The organism is Bacillus sp. HMF5848 (genome assembly GCF_003944835.1).
GTDB lineage: Bacteria > Bacillota > Bacilli > Bacillales > HMF5848 > HMF5848.
In genome coordinates, this window is record NZ_RWIV01000001.1 from 2,633,050 (window position 1) to 2,655,667 (window position 22,618).

Sequence of the window (22,618 nt, forward strand, 5' to 3'; positions counted from 1 at the left end):
ATAAACGATATTACTATTCTTTCATTTACAAGTTTATATCTTAAAATATACCTTCGTAAAAAAATATTAGGGTTGTTATAGGGCTGTAATTCAAGAACCTGTCACTATCCTTCTACCCCTTGCACTTCGTTTCTAATGAATTCCTTCCCCTTAACCTTCTTTAATGTTGCTACTATTAGAAAGCTAACTATTACTAATAAGAGCCATGAACTCACCTTTCCTAGATGAACGAGACTCCATACATTAGCTTGATTCGGATATTCCCACGCTCCAAAGAACGTTGCGATATTTTCTGCTATCCATATAAAAAACCCGATAAGCACAAAAGAAAGTACGAGCGGCATACGGTAATGAGTATCATGAACTTCATATGTAACCCATGATTTCCAAAATACGATTATGACAAGTCCAGATAACCACCAACGGATGTCAATCCAATAATGATGGGTGAAAAAATTCAAATAAATCGCAGCTGCAAGAGGAACCGTTACTAATAATGGGGGCCAATTTACAAGATCAACCTTTAACCTCCTCCAAGCTTGGCAAAGATAACTTGCCACACTTGCGTACATAAACCCACTATACAAAGGGACTCCGAAAATCTTCGAATATCCGTCCTCTGGATAAGACCATGACCCCATATGTACCTTAAAAAGCTCAAGAGCAAGTCCGATAAGGTGAAACAATGTGATAACCTTTAGTTCATCACGTGTTTCAAGCCCAGCACGTACCATCCACCACTGCATCATAAGACAAATAATGAGCAGCCAGTCGTATCGTGGTAAGAAGGGAAGTGGGAAGATTTTTGTAAAAGCCAAAGACGCAAAAATAACAACAGGAAACAAACACGATAGTGCCTGCTCCCACCCAAAACGAACGAGCTGTTCGAATGCTCTCAAGATTTTCACCTCCGAAGGTTTCTTTCTTAAGCACTTTTGAGTTATGCACGTACAATAGTCTCTGTACAACTCTTCTTTAATCATCGTTATTTTCTTCATTTCGGTATTCTAGAATATCTCCTGGCTGACATTCTAATGCTTTACAAATTGCCTCTAAAGTTGAGAATCGGATCGCTTTTGCTTTTCCATTTTTTAATATCGAAAGATTAGCCATTGTTATTCCAACCTTCTCCGAAAGCTCTGTGACGCTCATTTTTCTTTTAGCTAGCATTATATCAATATTAATTATGATAGACATATCATCACCTCAAACCGTCAAATCATTTTCTGATTTTATATGAATCGCCTCTTGTAAAAGTCTTTGTAGAACGGCAGCAAAAACGGCAATTACCATTGAAGCAAAAATCATAATCAAGCCAATTATTATGACACCTGGGGCGTCATCTTTTTCCGCGAAGAGATAAAAAAGTGGCATATTTAGTACGTATAAGATACTGATTGTGATAGCACAGTATTTTATTGTCTTTAAAGCTTTTACAGATGTTTCCGAGAACGCTTTGTTCATGTCAATATAGTTTAAAAGTATAAAAGCTTGATACAAAGCAAAATAAAACGGTATCGCAGTTGCATACAAACCAATTAGAACGAGATATGGCATAAAAGGAATTTCAGGATATAATTCTGCCATATACTTTGCTATCTCAGGCACCAAAAATATACACAAAGCAAGAACTGGAATTCCTAAAAGAATAACAGCTAACTTTAAAAAGAGCGTTGTTCCATGTTTCATATAAGCACCTCATTTACTTCATTGTTAATATTTAGTTTAATTGATTATTTATTGTTTTTCAATAAATTTTTATTAATTCTCAATCTATTTTCATTGCTAAAAAACACATTATTATAATTTGAAGCAACAAAAGAGCATTCCTCAATACAAGGAACGCTCTACTCGTTACTCTATTAAGCCACAAAAGGTGCCCGCCCTTAGTTACGGACAGACACTTTATAACCATACTGAATACAAAAATACTTATTTTTAAAAGTCAAACAACCCCATTTGCTCCGTTTCTCCAAGACGCTCCATACTTTTCGGTTCATGATCTTGGAAGAAAGCATGATGGAGCCATTTTTCTTTCGTCATAACCTTTTTGTTAGCGTCAGTTGATGCTCGTAAGCGGCAGCTATAGATGACTGGGAAGTAATCTTGAAGAAACTTTCCTTCTGCATGGGCTGTTAACGCTATTATTTGGAAGCCTAGCTGTTCAGCGATAAAGAACACGGGACTTAAGACGTGGTCACTTGACGCTTTTCCAAATGGATTATCAATAATGACAGCGTGATGCCTTTTCATATTTTGCTGAATGTGCTGTTTTTTCTCAGCAATATAATTAAGGATACCTAAAAACAGTGTCATATTTTTGCTCCACTTTTCCCCGCCAGACCACACGTTACTTTGCTCCCACGAATAAGAGCGTGTTGTGACTTTATTATCGTTTGTAACTTTTCGACAGTTCACCTTCATCACTTCATTGTTCATATGTATGTACGAAAGGCTTAAGCAGTCCTTCAAGCTCTGATAAACTTATTGTTTTCTTAGAATACGTCGCTAATAGTTTTTTCATATGATCCATTTATGAACCACTCCTAGTCTGATCAATACTATAATTGTACTAAATTACAATAGCATTAACAGTAGGAAAATTTTTTCTAAAGACAGGCGGCGAACATAAAAAAGGAGACGACTCTCCTGTTTGTCCTGTGTAATGGTGCAGCAGAAAAGAACATCACATTAACATTGCATGTTTATCCTACGAACATGTTTAATTCGTTAATGCTTGTACCCGCTCCCCTCCATCTGAAAACACACGATAGTCATACACCTTGCTATCATTACTATCATAGTAAATTATTGAATAATTTCTTACTCGGTTTTCTTCATTCCAACTAATAAATAATTGCGCTTGAATGGAGCCATTTTGCAATCCTTGTATATCACCTGTATCATATTCATCATCAGGTGACTGATACCCCTCTTTTGTCCCAATATCGTAACGCCACATGTCACTATCATCATAAGACGATTTAATTTTTTGATACTGATTCCCTAAAAGGTCCGTAACATTTTCCTTTGTTAAATTCAGTTGCATTTTTTCTTGTACAGTTTTAACTAAATCATCGTTATCCGCCTCTAGAACTTCACTCTGTAGTTTGTTATTATCTTCATGGGAAACTTGTTCAAGTGTTGATTCCGTGCTACAACCTGTAAAGCTAACAAGTAGAAGTAACAACAATAGGTACATTTTCTTCAACATTCCCACTCCTTTTTTACATTAACACCAATAGATATCTGTTTTAATAATACCACAATTATTTTGTATATAATTTCCATATTTAAAATACTCATTATAGCTACATTTGGTTTTCTAGCTACAGTTAGTTTTCTAGATATGGCAGCATAAGAACCGTCCCCATGCTGCCTTAATATTTGCTACATATTTGGCTAATTATATAAGTGTTAGGATAAAATAAAGTCTTTTTAGTGAAAGGAGCAGTATGTATGTCCGAATCTGGTGGATTCCAAAGTAACAATGAGCAATACAAAATGCCAAATGCACTTAAACAGAAAAAAGATTATTCTTATCGAGTTGGCTATACAGCCACAACGGGTAACGACACAGGTGGCACGGACGAACCTGGAAAAAGAACAGATCAGTAATACTTTAAAAAAAAGAATTATTTGGCAGACAAAAGGGGTTAGTTTGTTTTGTCTGCTGTTTTATACCAAATTAATATTCAAGGAGATTCTCTCATGCCTTATGAAATTTTTGATTTGCGCTTTTTTATAGATACAGCAGTATTAATCGTTGATGGTATAAGAGGCATTGGTGGAAAGGAAAAGGCAAAAAAACTAATGGAAGACCTTGATATGTTTATTGGGAAACATGTCTTCCTTCGAACGGGAAAGGTCAGCCATGGTGGGAGTTTTAAGGTAAAAAAAACATATGAGCTGCAATCATGTAAGATTGAGCGTGATGGAGAGACAATATATTTATATGTTGAGGGTGCTGACATACAAAGAGAGTTTATAGTAGGCAAGACAATTTCAAAACATTATACGGGAAGACAAGGCGACAATCGGGTGCTTATAAATACGAGTGGATTGGATTTCTTGTTAGAACTGACACCTTCTGTTAAGTAATGAATGTGTATAAATCCAGCATTTAATGTTCAAAAATAATACAATAACTACGTATTCCCTTTGAAATAAATTAGTTGTACAGTAAAAGTAATAGCATTATTTTTTAAATAGTATTCATAGAGTTGAAGTGTAGGAGAGAGTAAAATGCGTTTAGTTACTGTAGACCGATGTCAAGCAGGTATTTCACTAGCAAAATCTATTTCCCATGAAAATGGTTCTGTGTTATTAGCAGCCGGTACACAATTAACCGAACAGCATATTGCCCGGTTAAAGAAGCTTCAGGTTTTTACAATTTATATTGAAGATGATGATTCGGAAGGTATCGATATTATAGATTCTATTCCCGAGGAGCTACGAGTTGAAGCGGTTCATGTCATTACAGAAGGACTTACGACAATTGCAGGATTAACATCTCCTCATGCTCCACAAATCCAAGGTATGATGAAAACTTCTCGCGCCATTCGTAGCTTTCAAAAAATCTTTCGAGATATCACGCAATGTCTTAAAGGAGCGCCAGCGGCACTTCAACTTCTAGCTTCAACGAAAATACATGATAACTTTGTGTATACTCATAGTTTAAATGTTTCTATTTATGCTTGTCAGTTAGCGATAGAGAACGGCTTGCCTCTAAAAAAAATCGAAGAGGTAGGTCTAGGTGCGATGCTCCATGACATAGGCACTATGTTTATATCACCAGAAATTTTGAATAAACCAGGCGAACTAACTGATCGTGAGTTTGCATATGTTCAATCACACACAGAGCTTGGCTTTGATGTGCTCCGAAAGGTTCATGAAGTTCCCCTTCCGGTTGCTCACTGTGCATTGCAGCATCATGAACGAATAGATGGAACAGGATATCCGCGAGGTCTTAAGGCAGATGACATTCATCCTTATGCCAAGCTGCTAAGCGTTGTAAATGTATTTGAAGCTTTAACAAATCATCACCCTCACCGGCAAGCGATGCTGCCACATAATGCTCTTGAATACTTGTATGCAGGAAGTGCTACTCAATTTGATAAAAAACAAGTGCAATTATTCAGAAAGTGCATTGCGATATATCCGCAAGGGTTAACCGTTATGCTTAACGACGGCCGTACTGGTATTGTTTCCAAGTATAATTTCCGTAGTGCTGGGCGTCCGGAAATTCGAATTATTCGTGATGAAGAAGGCCAGAAAGTAACACCGTATGAGATAGATTTAGCAGCAAATGAATGTTTAACAGTAGAAATTGTTAAAGCAGATGCTCTGTTATATTAGGGAAACGAGCGAGGTAAAGTCCCTCGCTCGTTTATATTTATACGTTTGATAACAATTTCATAGATCCTTTCGGAATTGATTTACTTGTAACATTTGAGATACCCCGCTATAGAGACTAGGCTTCTGTATAAGCACTCAATTTAATTTTCACCAAACATTACCAATAGTACGTTTATTGATTATTTAACTCTTGCTATAGTTATACTTTAAGCTGTGTAACGCCTTTAGTATCGTGAAAATAATATATTAGGTGAATTCCTCGGAGCAACAATTTCTCTAGAAAAATTAAATAAATTTTTATCACACTATCTATTTTGTGAAAAAACTGTGTCCACTCAGTGTTAATTATAAAATGATTAAGCTTTCCTATTTCATTACTAAGATATTTGCTTTTATAATAAAGTAAAGTCATTCACTATGGAGTTTTATGTATGCAAAAAGTACAAACACCGTTATATTTACAGCAAATCCTTTCTTTTAATAAGCCCATCATTGATACAATGACGCGTCAAGTAGCAATTCTTGACCATACAGGAACTATAATTTTGACGAATAAAGCATGGGATATGTTTACAGAGAAGAATGGTGGAACTCCATCTACTTGTGGAGTTGGTGTAAACTATCTAGAGATTTGTAAAAACAGTTCCGCACAAGAAGTTTATAGAGAACTAGAGAAAGTTCTATTGGGACAAAGCGAAGAGTATACCCTTGAATACCCTTGTCCAACAGATAAACAACAACGATGGTTCTTAATGCATGTAAATCCTATTGAATATAAACTTGATTCAGGTTTTTTTAAAGGGATGATTATACAGCATATTGATATAACAGAGAAAAAAGAATTCGAAATAAAAATGAAAAATGAATTAGCACTTGCTAAAAGTATACAGTTAGATATTTTACCTTCTGAAGTGAACTTGGATATAATTCGAATTTCTGCACTTTATAAACCATGCAAAGAGCTCTCAGGAGATATTTACCACTGGCAGAAGATTAGTGATCACCAATATGTTGTGGCTATATTTGATATTGTTAGCCATGGAATTTCAGCGTCTTTATTAAGTATGCAAACAGTATCAAGCTTTAGAAGCATTCTAGAGCACACAGTTGAGTTGCCGCTAATAGTTAAACAGCTTAATAAACACGTAGATTCTCTTTATAAAGATAATGCCAGAACCTATTTCACGGCCCTTATTCTTCTCATTGATATGGAATCGAAAACAATTGAGTATATTAATTGCGGACATCCCCACGGTATTCTAATAAATAATCAGAATGATCTACAATTGTTATCCGATGGAACGATTCCTATTGGGATGCTATCAAATCTTCCAAGTGTAGAAAGTTATTTTGTTTCATATGAACCTAATTCTTCAATTTTTTTATATACCGATGGTCTGATGGACCATATGAGCATATCAAAAGATTATAGTACGAAAAAATTTACTAACTGGGCCAAGGAAGGCTCCTTTACTAGACGTAACATGGAAGCTTATTTTCAATCAACTAAACATCAAGAACAAACAGATGATATTACCATGATTTTCATTGACCTTTTTTAATAAGTATTATCTTTATCTCCTGGACTAGAGCACAACAAATTCAGATAGTTTGACGTTCATATTTCAATTTTTTCTTTCAATGGCGTCGCAATGCAAAGTACTTTATACAGATTTTAATTAAACATGATTGTTATTTTCATAAGCGAAAAAAGTCGGTATCTCGTACCGACTTTTTATGACTAGATTTTTCTTTATTCATTTATCAAATTTACTGCATACTAGTTCGTTTTTCTAATACTTTTTGAATATCAGGTAAATTATCTAGTGATTGCAATACGTCACGGAAATCTATTAATGTGATTAACTTTTCGTCTACATTCACTATCCCTTTAAGAAACGAAGATTGATTTGAGACTGACACAAATGGTTTAATCATATCGTCAGTCACATCTAGAATATTCTTAGCTTCTTCAACAAGCAGAGAGAGAGACTTGTTATCAATTTTCAGGATAATTAGAAATCTTTCTCCACTATGTAAAGTCTTTTGTTCAAAGAGTATTTGCTTCGCATCTAACACCGGTATAACTTCCTCACGAATGTCCACCATTCCTAACATGTAGGAGGGTGCGTGAGGAATAGGTGTTACACTTTTATATTTTTCTATATTTGTTACATAGTCAATAGAAAGTCCATACTCCTCATTTCCTACTTTAATGACAACATATTTATTCATTTAACTCCTCCTCCCTTTTTACACAATCATCGCATTACAATACAAACTTCTTCATTTCACCTTGCAAATCAGCAATTAATTCATTCAACTCAGTCGCTGACTCTGACACAATACCAAACGCTCGTAATTGTTCTTCTATACTAGAGTTCATTTGATGGGATGAAGCCGCTGCTTCTTCACTTACTGACGCAATACTTTCAATGGCACTTACCACTTTATCCTGTGATATCACTGTTTGTTGAATGTTTCCATCCACTTCTTTTATAATTTCACCAATATACTGTATTGAATTTGCAATTACATCAAAAGCATTCTCTGTTTGTCCTACTGCACCCATTTGTTCTTCTGTTAGCAGTTTTGTTTTATCCATCTCCGCATTAACTTTCACCGTTTCATCTATGATATTACTTAAAGTATGTCTAACTTGTTCAGTTGCCCTTGATGTTTCCTCTGCTAGCTTACGCACTTCACTAGCAACAACAGCAAAGCCTTTTCCATGTTCACCAGCACGTGCAGCCTCAATTGATGCATTTAACGCCAGGAGGTTCGTTTGACTAGAAATCTGGTCAATAGAAGCCACGATACCTTCGATTTCTCTTACTCTACTTGTTAAGTCCTCCATCACTTGTCGTGCTAACTGAGCTGATTGTGTCGTTTGTTGCGATTTCACTCGTAACACATCAATACTTTCTTTCCCATTCATACTTGATGATTCAACATCTCTTGATCCCAATCGCATTTGCTCTGTTTTTTCTGATAATAGAGTTATATGCTCGGCTAATTCCATCGCACTTCGATTCGTATCATCTGTATCACTTGCCTGTTGAAGCATTCCTTTTGAAATGTCATCAATTGCTTTACTTATGTCTTCGTTTGATGCGGTTGTTTCTTCAGCAACAGCGCTTAAATTTTGGGAAGTTGCTGTAATATTACCTATAGAGCCTTGCACTTTACCAATCAAACCTCTTAATTGAAGAACCATCGAATGAAATCTGTTTATAAGTTGTCCAATTTCATCCTTTCTATTGATCAAATCTATATCAGTTGATATGTCACCAGAAGCTACTTTCTCCATATGGTTTGAAACAAGATTTATTGGTTTTGCGATTCGTTCAGCGAAGAAAAACGCTACAACGCCTCCTACTAGGATGGCAATGACTAGCGTGATACTCAAAAATAATAGCACTTCATTCGCACCATCGTTAAAGTCTTGCTTATACGTCCCAGCTGTTATCACCCAACCCCAATGTGGGTCTAGCTTACTGTATGTTATCTTTTCAGCGATCACTTTAGGTTTGTTCGGTAAGGCCCATTTATAAGTTGCAAATCCCCCTCCGTTCTGTGCCTCTTTAATCTGCTCCTGCACAAAATATATGCCGTCTTCGTCCTTCACATCCCATACATTCTGTCCCTCCATAAAGGGATGAGCGACTTCATTTCCTTTGTTATCATGTACAAAAAAATAGCCATTTTCACCCAAATCAACTGGATTTGATATAATTCTGCTACCGTCCTCATTTAACTTACCTATCAAATATACCTTTGCATTTTCTTGTGCCTCTTCTAATGTCAAAGCCCCATCTTGAACTTGCATATGCAAAGAATCTATTACTTGAAGACTTGATTCCACACCATTTTGTAAAATTTTTCTCCCAAGTTCATCCAGATTATTTGTCGCAACTATGTAACCCATTCCTCCAATCACGACACTGGGAATAATCAATAAGACTAACATCATAGCAATCAATTTATATCGTAGCTTCATGTTCACACAACCTTCTTGTATTTTTTATAATAGGACTATATTACTAAAAATTCTCTATAAAATAGTATTATAGTACTAATACTTAATACCCATATTATACACACAGTAGTACTTTTTATCTACTAAAAGATTATCCTATAAATTTTTTTGCAATTCCGAAGTGTTTACGTTTTTTTACGCAACAAGTAAATTTAATGATATGTAATTTTTGAACTTAGTTATCATTAGCGGTTACATAAACCTATTTCTTTCCTAAAGCTTGTTTTTTAATTGCCTAAACATAATTCTTGGTCATATCGCTCTCCCCGAGAGGTTATTTTGTATAGCCTATTACAAAACAGAAAAGATTCCAGTGGTTAGAGGTGAGCAATATTCCTATAGATAAACAAAAAGACAGTAGAGTATACATACCTCTACTGCCTTTAAAAAGTAAATTATTATGCGTATTTAATGCCCGCTGGTTTGATTTTACTTATATCATCTGACCCACACGGAGTAACAGCATACGTCATTTCGCATTTTGGACAATTCATAACAACTGTTACCATTGTAAAACTCTCACCGCACTCACATTTTATTTCGTGTGCCACTTTTGGTGCAAAGTTTTCTTTTCCTTTATTTTTCACATGATCTACTATGTCTTTTCCATCTTTTAATCTTGAAGAACATCCACAGCTCATCTATATCCCTCCAGCAATTTTGATAGTTAATGTAGATTAAGAATAGCATAGAAGTTTTTGAATCACTGTGACTTAAATCAAACATATTATTCCCTAAAAATGAAATGTCATAAAAACATCAAAAAGTTGTATAAAATATCCATTTTTATATTAACAGAATTTATAGTGTCGCTAATTCTTGCTTTAAAGTTTAACGTTTAGTCGGTTTAAGTGTTGCTTGTTCATTTCTTTTCTTTTGCATACTTTTTATCCTGATTTGAGATACTTTACTTGTAGTTTGTTGTTTAAGGAGAAGATATATGAACTTACAACAAACAATAAGGAGTGCTTTTATGGGTATTTTAAGTGGAAATCCAACAAATGAACCTATGCATTATGGAGAGGTATTTGGAGCTTGGTCTTTTCTTCTAACAGCTAAAGGGATGGTTGCTGGGTATCAAACTCAGTTAAATCATGCAGGTGATGAAGATTTACAAAGAATACTTGAAGAGGCGATTCAAGGTGGTCAGCAAGAAATAAAGCAGATTGAGGCTATATTAAAAGAAAATGGTATTGGTTTACCTCCAACCCCACCCGACAGACCTAAAGCTTGCTTAGAGGACATTCCAACAGGGGCAAGGTTTCAAGATCAAGAAATAGCTGCTTCTTTATCCAAAGATATTGCCGCAGGATTAGTAGCATGCAGTCAAATCATGGGGCAATCAATTCGAGAAGACATCGCTATGTTATTCGGACAGTTTCATGTGCAAAAAGCTACACTCGGAGCTAAAGTTCTTAGACTCAACAAAGAAAAAGGATGGTTAATACCACCACCACTTCATCATCATAAAGGTGAAGACTGTTAAATCACGTTAGAGCAGAATGTTCATTCATTCTGTTCTTTTTTATTAAGGCAAAGCGTAGTTTAAAAGAAAAGAATGTCCCTCCAATCTAAAAATTTTCGACACCTCACTTAATTAAGTCGACTTCCAACATACTTAATGAACTTCTCTTTTACTCTCACTCAAAAGACTCACATTAAACAAGAACAGGTATCGGAAATACTTCATAATCATATACCATATAATGTATTTATCTTTTTTAGTTTTATATCATTGCTAAAAAACTATAAAAATCTTATACTGAATTGTATAATGCAAAATTCGACAAAAATCGGGGTGGATAGTTTGACTATAAACGACTTTGTTCTTCAAGAACAAAAAACTAAAAACAAAATATTGTTTGGCGTTTCTTTTATTACTGTGCTACTTGGCTTAATAATGTCTTTTGTGAATAAAGACAGCAAAAACATTATGTTATATGGAATAGAACTAGCGTTACTAATTGTTTTTTTTATCACAAGTGATTTAGTATTAAAAAAACATATTGTATATCCGTATGCCAGTGTTATTATTTTAAGTGCGTTCACTACATATAGTATATTAACGTCCGGTGGTAATATTAATATCACACTTATCGTATTATTTTTACTAGTCTTTGCATCTATATCATTACACCGAAATGTATTTATAGTTGGAAGCATTTTAGGATTTATTCTACTGATTTTAAATAAAACATACGCAACTGGAGAACAGGCAGTTATCGTTGCTGGCGCATTCCAGTATGCTGTCCTATTATATGTTCTTATGAATTTGTTACTTGGTGTTGTTATCTTCCAAAGCCACAAAAAATCAAAACAAGTCGAAGGATTTCTGACAGCAGCGGAAGCAGAGGCAAATGAAAAGCAGCTTGAAAAAGAGCAGCTACAACAGCAGTTTAACGGCATCATTGAAAATATTGTTCAAATTGAAAAATATATTCAGTCAACAGCCTCCTCTCAAAATGAAATGGCCAGTGCGATACAAGAAATAGCATCAGGTAGCCAAGTGCAGAGTGAAGAAATAAATGCTGTAAAAACCAATACAACAAACACGATAGAAACAATGTCCAAGCTACGCGATGTATCAAAGGATTTGTTAAGTAAATCAGAGCACTCTAATGAGTTAGTTTCACTAGGTGAAGATAAATTAGCTACACTTATCCAAAATACACAGACGTTGCGTTCCGTTGTTTCAGGATTGAAGCAAAACTTTGATGTATTAACAAAGAAAATTGAAGAAACGAATTCGTTTGCTGTTGACATTAAGCAAATTACAGAACAGACTAATCTGTTGGCATTGAATGCTTCCATTGAAGCGGCACGAGCAGGTGAAGCTGGTAGAGGCTTCTCGGTTGTAGCTGGAGAGATTCGTAACTTAGCTGAAACAACTAGTACTATTACACAAAAAATTACAAAAAACTTAGAAGAAGTGAACAACAGTAATACACTTGCTCTTAATGATATGAATGAAAGTGAAAGTACACTTACTCTAAACCTTTCTTCTACGGACGAAGTATCACACGTATTCAAAGACTTAGCTAAAAACATTAAAAATGTTACAGAACGTGCAGACACGTTAGATATCCTATCAAAAAATGTAACCGAGCAAACGAACGATGTTGACCGCGCTACAACAGAGCTTGCTGCTATCATTGACCAAGCAAGTGCAAGTACAGAAGAAATTAGTGCTACTGTTGATTCCCTAAATGAAGATGGACAAAATGTAGCTGAACAAGTTTCTGAAGTTGTAAAAAAGGCAAAAGCTATTCAGGACTATTACGAAACAAAATAATAACTACACCCTGACGTATTACATACTCTACGTTAGGGTGTTTTATTTTTTAAATGAGCTATGATTTTATCTCTTCTCATTGAGTTGTCAGACTATCCAAATGGTTATGCACCTTCCCATTTATTTTTCAATATAAGCATTCATTAATTGTAAATACTCACTACTACCAATATCCTTAGCATAGTCAATTGCTGTCATTTCATATTGGTCTACAAGTAGTGGATTAGCTCCTGCTTCAAGAAGTATTTCGCCTACTTGTAAATTTTCTGTCATAACCGCAGACATAAGGGGTGTCCAGCCCTCTGTATCTTGAAAATTTGGATCCGCTCCGTTTTTTAATAAAGTGTTTATCACCTCTATATGTTCATTGACTACTGCAATAAGAAGTGGGCTTTCACCATATTCGTTCATCTCATTTGGATTTTCGCCCTCGTTAAGCAACTCATTGACTGCTTCTACATCTCCATTTAAAGAAGCTTCCATTAATGGCGTATATTCACTTTCATACGGAAATTCATCAAACAGGTTTATCTTATCCAATGCAAGAATACTAAGGAATGTACCCCCTGCCACAACAATCGGAAACAGTAAAAAGACGATCAACATAATCGCTATTGATTGTTTTCCTCTTTTAATAAGAGCTACACGCGGACTTCCGTACATCAACGTTTCAATTTCATGTATTCGTTTCGGTATCGGTGGATGGGTTGAAAGAAGTTCCATCAATGTGATAAATATTCCTTTTTTATCGTTATACTGTTCTTGGTAAGCAGGTAGTCTTACCTTTTTGTACAGACGTCTGCCAGCTGCTAACATAAGTAATCCATTTATAGCTTCTTCAGAACTGTCCGTATAATAAGCAGCCATACGATCACATGTGTATTCAGCCATTCTTGAATAACTTACTCCGATAAAGGGCACCCACATGGCAGGAAAAACAAGTAGAGCTTTTGTAATGTGATTTCTTTTTATATGAGCAAGCTCATGAGCAATCACATAATTAATTTCTTGTCCTTCATTTTCCATGGATGCTTCCACAAAATCGGAATACAAAACAACTATATTTTTCCCAAATAAACCAAACACTTTTGTAGCAAAAGCATTTAGCAATCCACCTGATTCAATTACATATACTTCAGGTATTTTTGATATTTCCATATTGCTACAAAGCTCTTGGACTTTATTGTATAATTCTGGAAATTGATTTTCCGTAATACGAACACCATTTACTTGAATATGAGACATAGATATAGCATGCGAAAATAAAGTAAACACACCAACTATAATGAAAATTAGCGCACCAACTATTGAAATTAATAAGTATATCGCAATTGAAATACTTGTTATAATACATAGTCCATACAGTAAATTTTCATGTCGATGAACAAGTAAGGGCTTTTCCATTAGCACACACTCCTTATTAAAAAACCTCTCTCACGCACATGAGAAAGGGTCTAATTTACTCAGCTCGAATTACAATTGTTTGCGCAATGTAGTCGTGCAACGCTCTTTTTTGTTTACCAGCTGCTATAAGATAGCCAATGAATAAAATTAACGAAGAGAGAATTTTTCCAATCATTTCTCGCAAAAGCATTTTACCAATTGAAACACGACCACCATCTAAGTTAGCTACGCGAATACCGGTAATTTTTTTGCCGAGAGTTTGTCCGTTATTAGCTGATTGAAACCATACAAAATAAAGAAAAGTTATAATCAAACTAATAATGGACGTAGCTGTCATGTCGTATACTGGAATGATAAACCCAACAATATATTGAACAATACCTAAAATAATGCTATCAATAAAAAAGGCGATAAATCTAATCCAAAAACCAGCTCTGTGTTGTTCCATAAATTATCCCTCCTATTCTTATCGTACCCTTTATGGTTATCACTATTCTTACTGCTGATTAATCACAAAAAAGTGCCTACTCTCATTTGAGGGCAGACACATAAAATATTTATTGTGCAGTGGAAAGGAATATTGTTACCTTTTTTGTATGGGCGTTATTGTACCAATTAACGCCACCATACTACTGACAATTAAGATTCATGTTAAACCTTTTAACGCAATAACTGACAGTAATCCAACTATAACTAAATCGAATGCAGAATCCAAAAACGATATTCAAATATTTTGTGACATGTGATTCTCTTACTTATGTAACAGATTGGCTAATGGTTGACCTCTTATAATGAATAAACACGAGTGATATATAGCTATCGCTCGTGTTTGCTAAGTAGCTTTTTATTCATCAATCCTCAATTGTTGATGTATGTAACGGAAGCATAACAGTAAATGTCGTTCCCTTCTTAGGCTTACTTTTGACCTCAATTTTTCCCTTGTGATTTTTCACAATAGAATACGAAACCATAAGTCCTAATCCGGTTCCCTTTTCTTTTGTAGTATAGAAAGGCTCTCCAAGTCTAACTAATTGACTCTTTGTCATTCCCACGCCTTGATCTTTAATAGAGACTTGGACTTCCTCTTGCACAATATTAGCTTTAACTTCAATGATTCCTCCTTCTGGCATTCCTTCAATAGCATTTTTTATTAAATTAATAAACACTTGTTTCAATTGCGTTTCTAAACCAAAAACTACGATTTCATTAAATCTGAACTTCTTCTGTATCGTGACAGAATACTTAAATGCTTCTGTATCTAAAAGTGCAACCACATCCTCGAGTATATCTAGAAGATTAGTAGGGGCGAATCGTTGCGTACCAGGCTTCGCCAAGCTCAAAAACTCACTAGAAATTATATCTATTCGTTCAAGTTCTGCTTCCATAATATCTAGAAATTCGTCATTTATCATTGTGCCAGAACGGAATAATTGCACAAATCCTTTTAAAGATGTAAGAGGATTTCGAATCTCATGTGCTATACCAGCAGCAAGTTGTCCGACAATGTTCATTTTTTCAGCTTGTACCATTAAATGCTGCGCTTGCTTTTGCTCAGTGACATCACGAATAATAAGCTGAATAGCTGGTCGTTCTTCAAAGGTTGTTGAAATAACAATCACTTCTGTATGAAGCTCTTTTCCAGCTAGCGTTGTCAAAATTCGCTCAGACTTACTTGTGACGCCCCCACTTTCTATAAGCTTTTTACAATCTTGATTAAACTCATCATCGAGAGTTTTATAAAAGCCTTTCCCTAGTAATTGCTCTTTTGTTTTCGCTTCAAATAAATTTCGAGCTGCTTCATTCACAAATTTACATTGATTGTCTTGAATTATGGCAATACCATTCGTAGATGATTCAATTAATCTTTCATATTTGATCTTTGCACTTTCTAACTGTCTTTCTGCATTTTTTCGTTTTGTAATATCACGAATAATAAATTGACAAGCTGTTTGACCATTAAATTCTATTGGGTACGATAATACTTCTGCAATTTTCCACTTACCCGTTTTTGTGATGAGAATCTTTTCCACTTTTGGATAAGGTTCCTTATCAAGTATTGCCTTTCTTATTCTCCTTTTACAAGCATCTTGATAATCCTCGTGAAAATAAGCACAAATAGTTTGTCCAATAAGCTCACTTGGCTTTGTACCACCAAGCATTATGGAACCGGCTTTGTTTATATACATGCATTTCCCTTTAATATCGACGATTCCGATAAAATCCTCTAAGTTATCGACGAGCTTTCGATAGCGTAGTTCACTACCTGTGATGTCATTCTCCATATTCTTCTTAAGTGTTACATCTCTCATCATGACTTCAATTGCCTTAGCACCGTCACATTCAATCATGCGTATGAATAGATCAACGTATATGGATCTGTTATCGGCTCTATTAATTACATAATCTTTTAAAACTTTTCTGTTCCCTAACAACTGTAAATGTCGAGTTTGTTCTATATACGAGTCTTGGAAGTCCTCGTGTATATACGCCAATATACTCTGGCCAATTACACCTTCTTTTGAAGATTCACCGAACAACTCAAGAGCTGATTCGTTCATAACTGCAAACTTATCATCTATTAGCACTGCAAAAAAATCTAAAGAATAATTAATGATAGTAACGTACTCTTTTCGACTGAGCACAATATTCTCTTGCACCTTAATTTGATTGAAACTAATGGTTGCAGTATTACATGGAGGTGGATTATTTTGCTTTATCATATGGATACTATCAGAGCTCATATTCATCATCCTCACACTGTCCAGTTCTTTATAATCCTATCATATCGATTTATAATAGTTTCGTCTATGAGCGAACAGAATTTTTCAACAATTGTCGTAGAAGCTAGTCACTCATAAAAAGATATCTATACAGTAGCTAAATAAGGAGAGTATCGAAAATTATCTTTTACATTCATGTGGATGGTCTAAACAGAAAGCTATTCGTGGTTGTTTGTTGGTGAGTTCTTCTCATTATTATTTACTGTAATGGCAATTCGGTCGATATTCCCGACATTTGTCACACTAATTTTTGATAGGCTTAATAAGCCAACCGCTAACCCAATTACAAAACCAACGCCCAAATATATGCTTTTTTCTTTCATATTGATGTACTCCTATCTTATTATTGCTTAATTTTCATTTCATTCATCTTGCGGTACTACTATATTTTTAAAAATTCTAATACCTTAACGTATATCGTTTTTTTATGTTCGAGTAAATGCAGTTTTAAATAACCATGGAAGTAGAATGTCATTTATGCTACTTCTGATCATGCATTGTAGTTGCCTTTTTATTATATTTTTTTAATATGGTATTACATATAAACCAAGCTAATGGGAAATGGACAAAGAAGGTCATCGCCACAAATGCACCTAAAGCCATGTTTGGATCACTTGCCTCATTTCCTCCTCCTATGGATATTAGTATAAAAAAGAGAATATACAGCAGCACAGTTAAACAAAGTGATAGAAATATAGTAGGTAGCCTTTTTATCATTACCGCTACTCCTTTTTAAAGAAAATTGTTAATTAATATTTCACTCTCATCTTATCAGTTTCTATGGTTACCTACCATATTCTTCTACATTTTTGGGGAAAATGTTTTACCATACTATGTCATTTAATAACCTAGAGGATCTCCTTAACTTCAAACGTCTTTACAACAACAGGAGAAGCCAATATATCTATTGCTTTTTTTCCAAACTCTATAAAATGACCTGTTTGGTTATGATAATGAATTGCATCTAGATCCTTCCATTCTTCCACCATTATGAAAGTATTAATATCATTTGTATCCTGGAAAAGTTGATAACTAATATTACCTGGTTCTGCTTGAGAACCCGAGATTAAGCTCTTTGTCAGATCCAAAAACGTTTCTCGTTCACTAGATTTCACCTTAATATGTGCATGGATAATATGCATGTGTTTTTCACTCCTCTGAAATGAATTAATGATTAAATATAATTTTATTATACTCGTCGTTAGATTTCTAAATAATACTTAATAACTTTTTGTTTTTATATAGGGACTACAGGCTTCTGCTATCACACATAATATTTCTTGAGTAAAAAGTTACAGAAGGATATTCGGGAATCAGACTCGAAATACTTGTATGAGGTGATTATAGTGAAATACCGAAAATTAGGTAAAACGAATTTAGATGTATCTGTTGTAGGTGTTGGTACTTGGCAATTTGGTGGCGAGTGGGGGATGGATTTTACACAAGATCAAGTTGATCAAATACTGAACAAGGCCCAAGAGCATGGAATAAATTTATTAGATACGGCTGAATGTTATGGCGACCACCTTTCAGAAAGATTTATTGGAGATTATTTAGCAAGACATAAACGTGAAAATTGGATCGTGGCGACAAAATTTGGTCATCACTTTCATGGGAATTTCGATCGTACGAGACATTGGAGCGCTGATGATGTCCTTGTACAGTTAGATCAATCTTTAAAGGCTCTGCAAACTGATTATATTGATGTGTATCAAGCTCATTCATGTACAGATGAAGAATTTATAAATGATGAGTTATGGACTATGTTAGATAAGCAAAAGCAAGCCGGCAAAATCCGCCATTTAGGTATATCACTTGCAGGCAATGATTTTATTTATCAAACTGATAAAGCGTCTGAAGTAGGAGCAGAAGTGATTCAAGTCGTATATAATAGACTAGATCGAAAACCTGAAAAGGAAGTATTTCAATCATGTGAGCGTCAAAATCTGGGCGTTTTAGCGCGCGTACCATTAGCAAGTGGTTATTTGAGCGGAAAGTATAACCCTGGCGCCACTTTCGAGACAGGTGATGTACGTTCTCGACATGAGCAAGAGGAGCGCGACCGCAAACTAAGATTAGTTGAGGAAATCAAGCGAAATGAAGTGACAGTTGGCGTATCTATGGCTTCCTGGGCTCTAGCATGGTGCCTTAAGCATCCGGCTGTAACAAGTGTCATTCCTGGATGTAAAAACCCTGAGCAAGTAGTATCTAACGCTAAAGCTACAGAATTATTATAAATTATCCTTAAGCTAGGTACATGCCGAAAAAGGTAAGTACCTAGCTTTTTCTACTACTTTTGTCGAGAGACTCTAACACTCTTATTACAATGACGTTAAAAGCACTTCTTGCTCCTCACATCACTCACTTATATGTATGTATGTATTTCTTATCTTTTCATTCGACCTTACGGTCAAAATTCTTCTAAAAACATAACAAAAAACGAGTAACCTATTGGCTACTCGCTTTATGCGCGCTTGGCGACGTCCTACTCTCACAGGGGCAATGCCCCAACTACCATCGGCGCTGAAGAGCTTAACTTCCGTGTTCGGGATGGGAACGGGTGTGACCTCTTCGCCATCGTCACCAAACTATACAATTTTACATATTAGGGATTGTTCCCTCAAAACTAGATAACGATAATACAACAACTAGATGTTTGTGCGTCGACTTTTTGTCCAGTTCCGGCGGCTAGCCTCTCGAGGTCATAAGTCAATCCGCCCTTGTGGCAAAGAACGCCACACGGTCGTTTTGTCTTATGCTGGTCGAGGCTGACCAAGCCGCCTCCACTTTTCTTGGTTAAGTCTTCGATCGATTAGTATTCGTCAGCTCCACGTGTCACCACGCTTCCACCTCGAACCTATCTACCTTGTCATCTTCAAGGGATCTTAGAATGGGAAATCTCATCTTGAGGGGGGCTTCATGCTTAGATGCTTTCAGCACTTATCCCGTCCGCACATAGCTACCCAGCGATGCCTTTGGCAAGACAACTGGTACACCAGCGGTGCGTCCATCCCGGTCCTCTCGTACTAAGGACAGCTCCTCTCAAATTTCCTACGCCCACGACGGATAGGGACCGAACTGTCTCACGACGTTCTGAACCCAGCTCGCGTACCGCTTTAATGGGCGAACAGCCCAACCCTTGGGACCGACTACAGCCCCAGGATGCGATGAGCCGACATCGAGGTGCCAAACCTCCCCGTCGATGTGGACTCTTGGGGGAGATAAGCCTGTTATCCCCGGGGTAGCTTTTATCCGTTGAGCGATGGCCCTTCCATGCGGAACCACCGGATCACTAAGCCCGACTTTCGTCCCTGCTCGACTTGTAGGTCTCGCAGTCAAGCTCCCTTGTGCCTTTACACTCTACGAATGATTTCCAACCATTCTGAGGGAACCTTTGGGCGCCTCCGTTACATTTTAGGAGGCGACCGCCCCAGTCAAACTGCCCACCTGACACTGTCTCCCATCCCGATCAGGGATGTGGGTTAGAATTTCAATACAGCCAGGGTAGTATCCCACCGACGCCTCCACCGAAGCTAGCGCTCCGGCTTCTCAGGCTCCTACCTATCCTGTACAAGCTGTACCAAAATTCAATATCAGGCTACAGTAAAGCTCCACGGGGTCTTTCCGTCCTGTCGCGGGTAACCTGCATCTTCACAGGTACTAAAATTTCACCGAGTCTCTCGTTGAGACAGTGCCCAGATCGTTACGCCTTTCGTGCGGGTCGGAACTTACCCGACAAGGAATTTCGCTACCTTAGGACCGTTATAGTTACGGCCGCCGTTTACTGGGGCTTCGATTCAGAGCTTCGCTTGCGCTAACCCCTCCTCTTAACCTTCCAGCACCGGGCAGGCGTCAGCCCCTATACTTCGCCTTGCGGCTTCGCAGAGACCTGTGTTTTTGCTAAACAGTCGCCTGGGCCTTTTCACTGCGGCTTGTCAGGGCTTTAACACCCCAACAAGCACCCCTTCTCCCGAAGTTACGGGGTCATTTTGCCGAGTTCCTTAACGAGAGTTCTCTCGCTCACCTTAGGATTCTCTCCTCGCCTACCTGTGTCGGTTTGCGGTACGGGCACCTACCCCCTCGCTAGAGGCTTTTCTTGGCAGTGTGGAATCAAGGACTTCGGTACTATAGTTCCCTCGCCATCACAACTCAGCCTTCACGATGACAAGGATTTGCCTCATCATCAGCCTAATTGCTTGGACGCGCTAATCCAACAGCGCGCTCACCCTATCCTCCTGCGTCCCCCCATTGCTCAAACGGTGGTGAGGTGGTACAGGAATATCAACCTGTTATCCATCGCCTACGCCTTTCGGCCTCGGCTTAGGTCCCGACTAACCCTGAGCGGACGAGCCTTCCTCAGGAAACCTTAGGCATTCGGTGGAAAGGATTCTCACCCTTCTTTCGCTACTCATACCGGCATTCTCACTTCTAAGCGCTCCACTAGTCCTCACGGTCTAGCTTCACAGCCCTTAGAACGCTCTCCTACCAATGTCGTGAGACATTCCGCAGTTTCGGTGATACGTTTAGCCCCGGTACATTTTCGGCGCAGAGTCACTCGACCAGTGAGCTATTACGCACTCTTTAAATGGTGGCTGCTTCTAAGCCAACATCCTGGTTGTCTAAGCAACTCCACATCCTTTTCCACTTAACGTATACTTTGGGACCTTAACTGGCGGTCTGGGCTGTTTCCCTTTCGACTACGGATCTTATCACTCGCAGTCTGACTCCCATGGATAAGTCTTTGGCATTCGGAGTTTGACTGAATTCGGTAACCCGATGAGGGCCCCTAGTCCAATCAGTGCTCTACCTCCAAGACTCTTACTCATGAGGCTAGCCCTAAAGCTATTTCGGAGAGAACCAGCTATCTCCAGGTTCGATTGGAATTTCTCCGCTACCCACACCTCATCCCCGCACTTTTCAACGTGCGTGGGTTCGGGCCTCCATTCAGTGTTACCTGAACTTCACCCTGGACATGGGTAGATCACCTGGTTTCGGGTCTACGACCACGTACTAATTCGCCCTATTCAGACTCGCTTTCGCTGCGGCTCCGCCTATTCAGCTTAACCTTGCACGTAATCGTAACTCGCCGGTTCATTCTACAAAAGGCACGCCATCACCCGGCATTTTTCCAGAGGAAAATATGCACAGGGCTCTGACTTGTTGTAGGCACACGGTTTCAGGATCTCTTTCACTCCCCTTCCGGGGTGCTTTTCACCTTTCCCTCACGGTACTGGTTCACTATCGGTCACTAGGGAGTATTTAGCCTTGGGAGATGGTCCTCCCTGCTTCCGACCGGATTTCACGTGTCCGGCCGTACTCAGGATCCACTCTGGAGGGAACGAAGTTTCAACTACAGGGTTGTTACCTTCTTTGACGGACCTTTCCAGGTCGCTTCATTTACTTCGTTCCTTTGTAACTCCGTATAGAGTGTCCTACAACCCCAAGAGGCAAGCCTCTTGGTTTGGGCTAATCCCGTTTCGCTCGCCGCTACTCAGGGAATCGCATTTGCTTTCTCTTCCTCCGGGTACTTAGATGTTTCAGTTCCCCGGGTCTGCCTTCATCACCCTATGTATTCAGGTGTAGATACTGTTCCATTACGAACAGTGGGTTTCCCCATTCGGAAATCTCCGGATCAAAGCTTACTTACAGCTCCCCGAAGCATATCGGTGTTAGTCCCGTCCTTCATCGGCTCCTAGTGCCAAGGCATCCACCGTGCGCCCTTCCTAACTTAACCTACGATCATTG

At 37.5% G+C, this 22,618-nt stretch carries 20 protein-coding genes, 2 rRNA genes and 1 pseudogene; 7 read left to right on the forward strand and 16 right to left on the reverse strand.

What is annotated here, in order from left to right:
- Positions 1-104: 104 nt before the first annotated feature.
- The 5 genes and pseudogenes from EJF36_RS12630 to EJF36_RS12650 form a co-directional block, all read right to left on the reverse strand.
- Entirely contained in the window at positions 105-899 is a 795-nt protein-coding gene (locus EJF36_RS12630) for a DUF817 domain-containing protein (RefSeq protein WP_125906663.1), read from the reverse strand.
- A gap of 76 nt (positions 900-975) precedes the next feature.
- Positions 976-1,197, reverse strand: coding sequence for a helix-turn-helix domain-containing protein (locus tag EJF36_RS12635; RefSeq protein ID WP_125906664.1), 222 nt, complete (start codon positions 1,195-1,197; stop codon positions 976-978).
- A 9-nt stretch (positions 1,198-1,206) separates the two neighbouring features.
- Positions 1,207-1,689, reverse strand: a complete 483-nt coding sequence (locus EJF36_RS12640) for a DUF2975 domain-containing protein (protein WP_125906665.1) — start codon at positions 1,687-1,689, stop codon at positions 1,207-1,209.
- Positions 1,690-1,938: 249 nt separating this feature from the next.
- Positions 1,939-2,454, reverse strand: a pseudogene (locus tag EJF36_RS12645) (hypothetical protein); the annotation flags it as partial.
- A gap of 268 nt (positions 2,455-2,722) precedes the next feature.
- Positions 2,723-3,214: a hypothetical protein gene (locus EJF36_RS12650; RefSeq protein ID WP_125906666.1), complete on the reverse strand. Its 492-nt coding sequence runs from the start codon at positions 3,212-3,214 to the stop codon at positions 2,723-2,725.
- 245 nt (positions 3,215-3,459) lie between these two features.
- On the opposite strand from EJF36_RS12650, the gene EJF36_RS21555 reads away from it, so the two are divergent.
- From EJF36_RS21555 to EJF36_RS12665, 4 genes are all read left to right on the forward strand, one after another.
- On the forward strand, positions 3,460-3,618 hold the full coding sequence (locus tag EJF36_RS21555; RefSeq protein WP_185806901.1) for a hypothetical protein: 159 nt from the start codon (positions 3,460-3,462) through the stop codon (positions 3,616-3,618).
- A 93-nt stretch (positions 3,619-3,711) separates the two neighbouring features.
- Positions 3,712-4,101 (forward strand): hypothetical protein, encoded by a 390-nt coding sequence (locus EJF36_RS12655; protein ID WP_125906667.1) that lies wholly within the window; start codon positions 3,712-3,714, stop codon positions 4,099-4,101.
- Positions 4,102-4,245: 144 nt separating this feature from the next.
- Positions 4,246-5,358 (forward strand): HD-GYP domain-containing protein, encoded by a 1,113-nt coding sequence (locus EJF36_RS12660; RefSeq protein ID WP_125906668.1) that lies wholly within the window; start codon positions 4,246-4,248, stop codon positions 5,356-5,358.
- 431 nt (positions 5,359-5,789) lie between these two features.
- Positions 5,790-6,920 carry a SpoIIE family protein phosphatase gene (locus tag EJF36_RS12665; RefSeq protein ID WP_125906669.1) on the forward strand — a complete coding sequence of 377 codons (1,131 nt, stop codon included), beginning with the start codon at positions 5,790-5,792 and terminating at the stop codon, positions 6,918-6,920.
- A 208-nt stretch (positions 6,921-7,128) separates the two neighbouring features.
- Here EJF36_RS12665 and EJF36_RS12670 read toward each other — a convergent pair whose 3' ends face one another.
- The 3 genes from EJF36_RS12670 to EJF36_RS12680 form a co-directional block, all read right to left on the reverse strand.
- Complete coding sequence (locus tag EJF36_RS12670) at positions 7,129-7,593, reverse strand: chemotaxis protein CheW (RefSeq protein WP_125906670.1); 465 nt, start codon at positions 7,591-7,593, stop codon at positions 7,129-7,131.
- A gap of 34 nt (positions 7,594-7,627) precedes the next feature.
- A complete protein-coding gene (locus EJF36_RS12675) occupies positions 7,628-9,358 on the reverse strand; it encodes a methyl-accepting chemotaxis protein (protein ID WP_125906671.1) in 1,731 nt (576 codons plus the stop codon).
- Between the two features lie 437 nt (positions 9,359-9,795).
- Complete coding sequence (locus EJF36_RS12680) at positions 9,796-10,038, reverse strand: hypothetical protein (protein WP_125906672.1); 243 nt, start codon at positions 10,036-10,038, stop codon at positions 9,796-9,798.
- 332 nt (positions 10,039-10,370) lie between these two features.
- On the opposite strand from EJF36_RS12680, the gene EJF36_RS12685 reads away from it, so the two are divergent.
- Both EJF36_RS12685 and EJF36_RS22200 read left to right on the forward strand, forming a co-directional pair.
- Positions 10,371-10,883, forward strand: coding sequence for a DUF3231 family protein (locus EJF36_RS12685; RefSeq protein WP_125908374.1), 513 nt, complete (start codon positions 10,371-10,373; stop codon positions 10,881-10,883).
- A 1,077-nt stretch (positions 10,884-11,960) separates the two neighbouring features.
- Complete coding sequence (locus EJF36_RS22200; protein ID WP_395940634.1) at positions 11,961-12,689, forward strand: methyl-accepting chemotaxis protein; 729 nt, start codon at positions 11,961-11,963, stop codon at positions 12,687-12,689.
- A gap of 120 nt (positions 12,690-12,809) precedes the next feature.
- Here the strand turns inward: EJF36_RS22200 and EJF36_RS12695 are convergent, their stop codons facing one another.
- The 6 genes from EJF36_RS12695 to EJF36_RS12715 form a co-directional block, all read right to left on the reverse strand.
- Complete coding sequence (locus EJF36_RS12695) at positions 12,810-14,093, reverse strand: M48 family metallopeptidase (protein ID WP_125906674.1); 1,284 nt, start codon at positions 14,091-14,093, stop codon at positions 12,810-12,812.
- Positions 14,094-14,148: 55 nt separating this feature from the next.
- A complete protein-coding gene (locus tag EJF36_RS12700) occupies positions 14,149-14,541 on the reverse strand; it encodes an RDD family protein (RefSeq protein WP_125906675.1) in 393 nt (130 codons plus the stop codon).
- A 403-nt stretch (positions 14,542-14,944) separates the two neighbouring features.
- Positions 14,945-16,834: a PAS domain S-box protein gene (locus EJF36_RS12705; protein WP_185806903.1), complete on the reverse strand. Its 1,890-nt coding sequence runs from the start codon at positions 16,832-16,834 to the stop codon at positions 14,945-14,947.
- Positions 16,835-17,031: 197 nt separating this feature from the next.
- Positions 17,032-17,196, reverse strand: coding sequence for a hypothetical protein (locus tag EJF36_RS21565; protein WP_185806904.1), 165 nt, complete (start codon positions 17,194-17,196; stop codon positions 17,032-17,034).
- 157 nt (positions 17,197-17,353) lie between these two features.
- A complete protein-coding gene (locus EJF36_RS12710) occupies positions 17,354-17,590 on the reverse strand; it encodes a hypothetical protein (RefSeq protein ID WP_125906677.1) in 237 nt (78 codons plus the stop codon).
- A 131-nt stretch (positions 17,591-17,721) separates the two neighbouring features.
- Positions 17,722-18,015, reverse strand: coding sequence for a putative quinol monooxygenase (locus EJF36_RS12715; protein WP_125906678.1), 294 nt, complete (start codon positions 18,013-18,015; stop codon positions 17,722-17,724).
- Between the two features lie 204 nt (positions 18,016-18,219).
- Between EJF36_RS12715 and EJF36_RS12720 the strand changes: the two genes are divergently transcribed.
- A complete protein-coding gene (locus tag EJF36_RS12720; protein ID WP_125906679.1) occupies positions 18,220-19,110 on the forward strand; it encodes an aldo/keto reductase in 891 nt (296 codons plus the stop codon).
- Positions 19,111-19,345: 235 nt separating this feature from the next.
- On the opposite strand, the gene rrf is transcribed toward EJF36_RS12720, so the two are convergent.
- Positions 19,346-19,461: ribosomal RNA gene (gene rrf / locus EJF36_RS12725) — 5S ribosomal RNA — on the reverse strand.
- 204 nt (positions 19,462-19,665) lie between these two features.
- Positions 19,666-22,607, reverse strand: a 23S ribosomal RNA gene (locus EJF36_RS12730).
- Positions 22,608-22,618 lie beyond the last annotated feature (11 nt).

Excerpts from the sequence above, each read along its gene's own strand:
- EJF36_RS22200 (WP_395940634.1), top strand. The coding sequence starts at position 11,961 with ATGTCCAAGCTACGCGATGTATCAAAGGATTTGTTAAGTAAATCAGAG.
- EJF36_RS12715 (WP_125906678.1), bottom strand. The coding sequence starts at position 18,015 with ATGCATATTATCCATGCACATATTAAGGTGAAATCTAGTGAACGAGAA.
- EJF36_RS12670 (WP_125906670.1), bottom strand. The coding sequence starts at position 7,593 with ATGAATAAATATGTTGTCATTAAAGTAGGAAATGAGGAGTATGGACTT.
- EJF36_RS12660 (WP_125906668.1), top strand. The coding sequence starts at position 4,246 with ATGCGTTTAGTTACTGTAGACCGATGTCAAGCAGGTATTTCACTAGCA.
- EJF36_RS21555 (WP_185806901.1), top strand. The coding sequence starts at position 3,460 with ATGTCCGAATCTGGTGGATTCCAAAGTAACAATGAGCAATACAAAATG.
- EJF36_RS12650 (WP_125906666.1), bottom strand. The coding sequence starts at position 3,214 with ATGTTGAAGAAAATGTACCTATTGTTGTTACTTCTACTTGTTAGCTTT.
- EJF36_RS12655 (WP_125906667.1), top strand. The coding sequence starts at position 3,712 with ATGCCTTATGAAATTTTTGATTTGCGCTTTTTTATAGATACAGCAGTA.
- EJF36_RS12680 (WP_125906672.1), bottom strand. The coding sequence starts at position 10,038 with ATGAGCTGTGGATGTTCTTCAAGATTAAAAGATGGAAAAGACATAGTA.
- EJF36_RS12685 (WP_125908374.1), top strand. The coding sequence starts at position 10,371 with ATGGGTATTTTAAGTGGAAATCCAACAAATGAACCTATGCATTATGGA.
- EJF36_RS12640 (WP_125906665.1), bottom strand. The coding sequence starts at position 1,689 with ATGAAACATGGAACAACGCTCTTTTTAAAGTTAGCTGTTATTCTTTTA.
- EJF36_RS12695 (WP_125906674.1), bottom strand. The coding sequence starts at position 14,093 with ATGGAAAAGCCCTTACTTGTTCATCGACATGAAAATTTACTGTATGGA.
- EJF36_RS12665 (WP_125906669.1), top strand. The coding sequence starts at position 5,790 with ATGCAAAAAGTACAAACACCGTTATATTTACAGCAAATCCTTTCTTTT.
- EJF36_RS21565 (WP_185806904.1), bottom strand. The coding sequence starts at position 17,196 with ATGAAAGAAAAAAGCATATATTTGGGCGTTGGTTTTGTAATTGGGTTA.
- EJF36_RS12700 (WP_125906675.1), bottom strand. The coding sequence starts at position 14,541 with ATGGAACAACACAGAGCTGGTTTTTGGATTAGATTTATCGCCTTTTTT.
- EJF36_RS12705 (WP_185806903.1), bottom strand. The coding sequence starts at position 16,834 with ATGAGCTCTGATAGTATCCATATGATAAAGCAAAATAATCCACCTCCA.
- EJF36_RS12710 (WP_125906677.1), bottom strand. The coding sequence starts at position 17,590 with ATGATAAAAAGGCTACCTACTATATTTCTATCACTTTGTTTAACTGTG.
- EJF36_RS12635 (WP_125906664.1), bottom strand. The coding sequence starts at position 1,197 with ATGTCTATCATAATTAATATTGATATAATGCTAGCTAAAAGAAAAATG.
- EJF36_RS12675 (WP_125906671.1), bottom strand. The coding sequence starts at position 9,358 with ATGAAGCTACGATATAAATTGATTGCTATGATGTTAGTCTTATTGATT.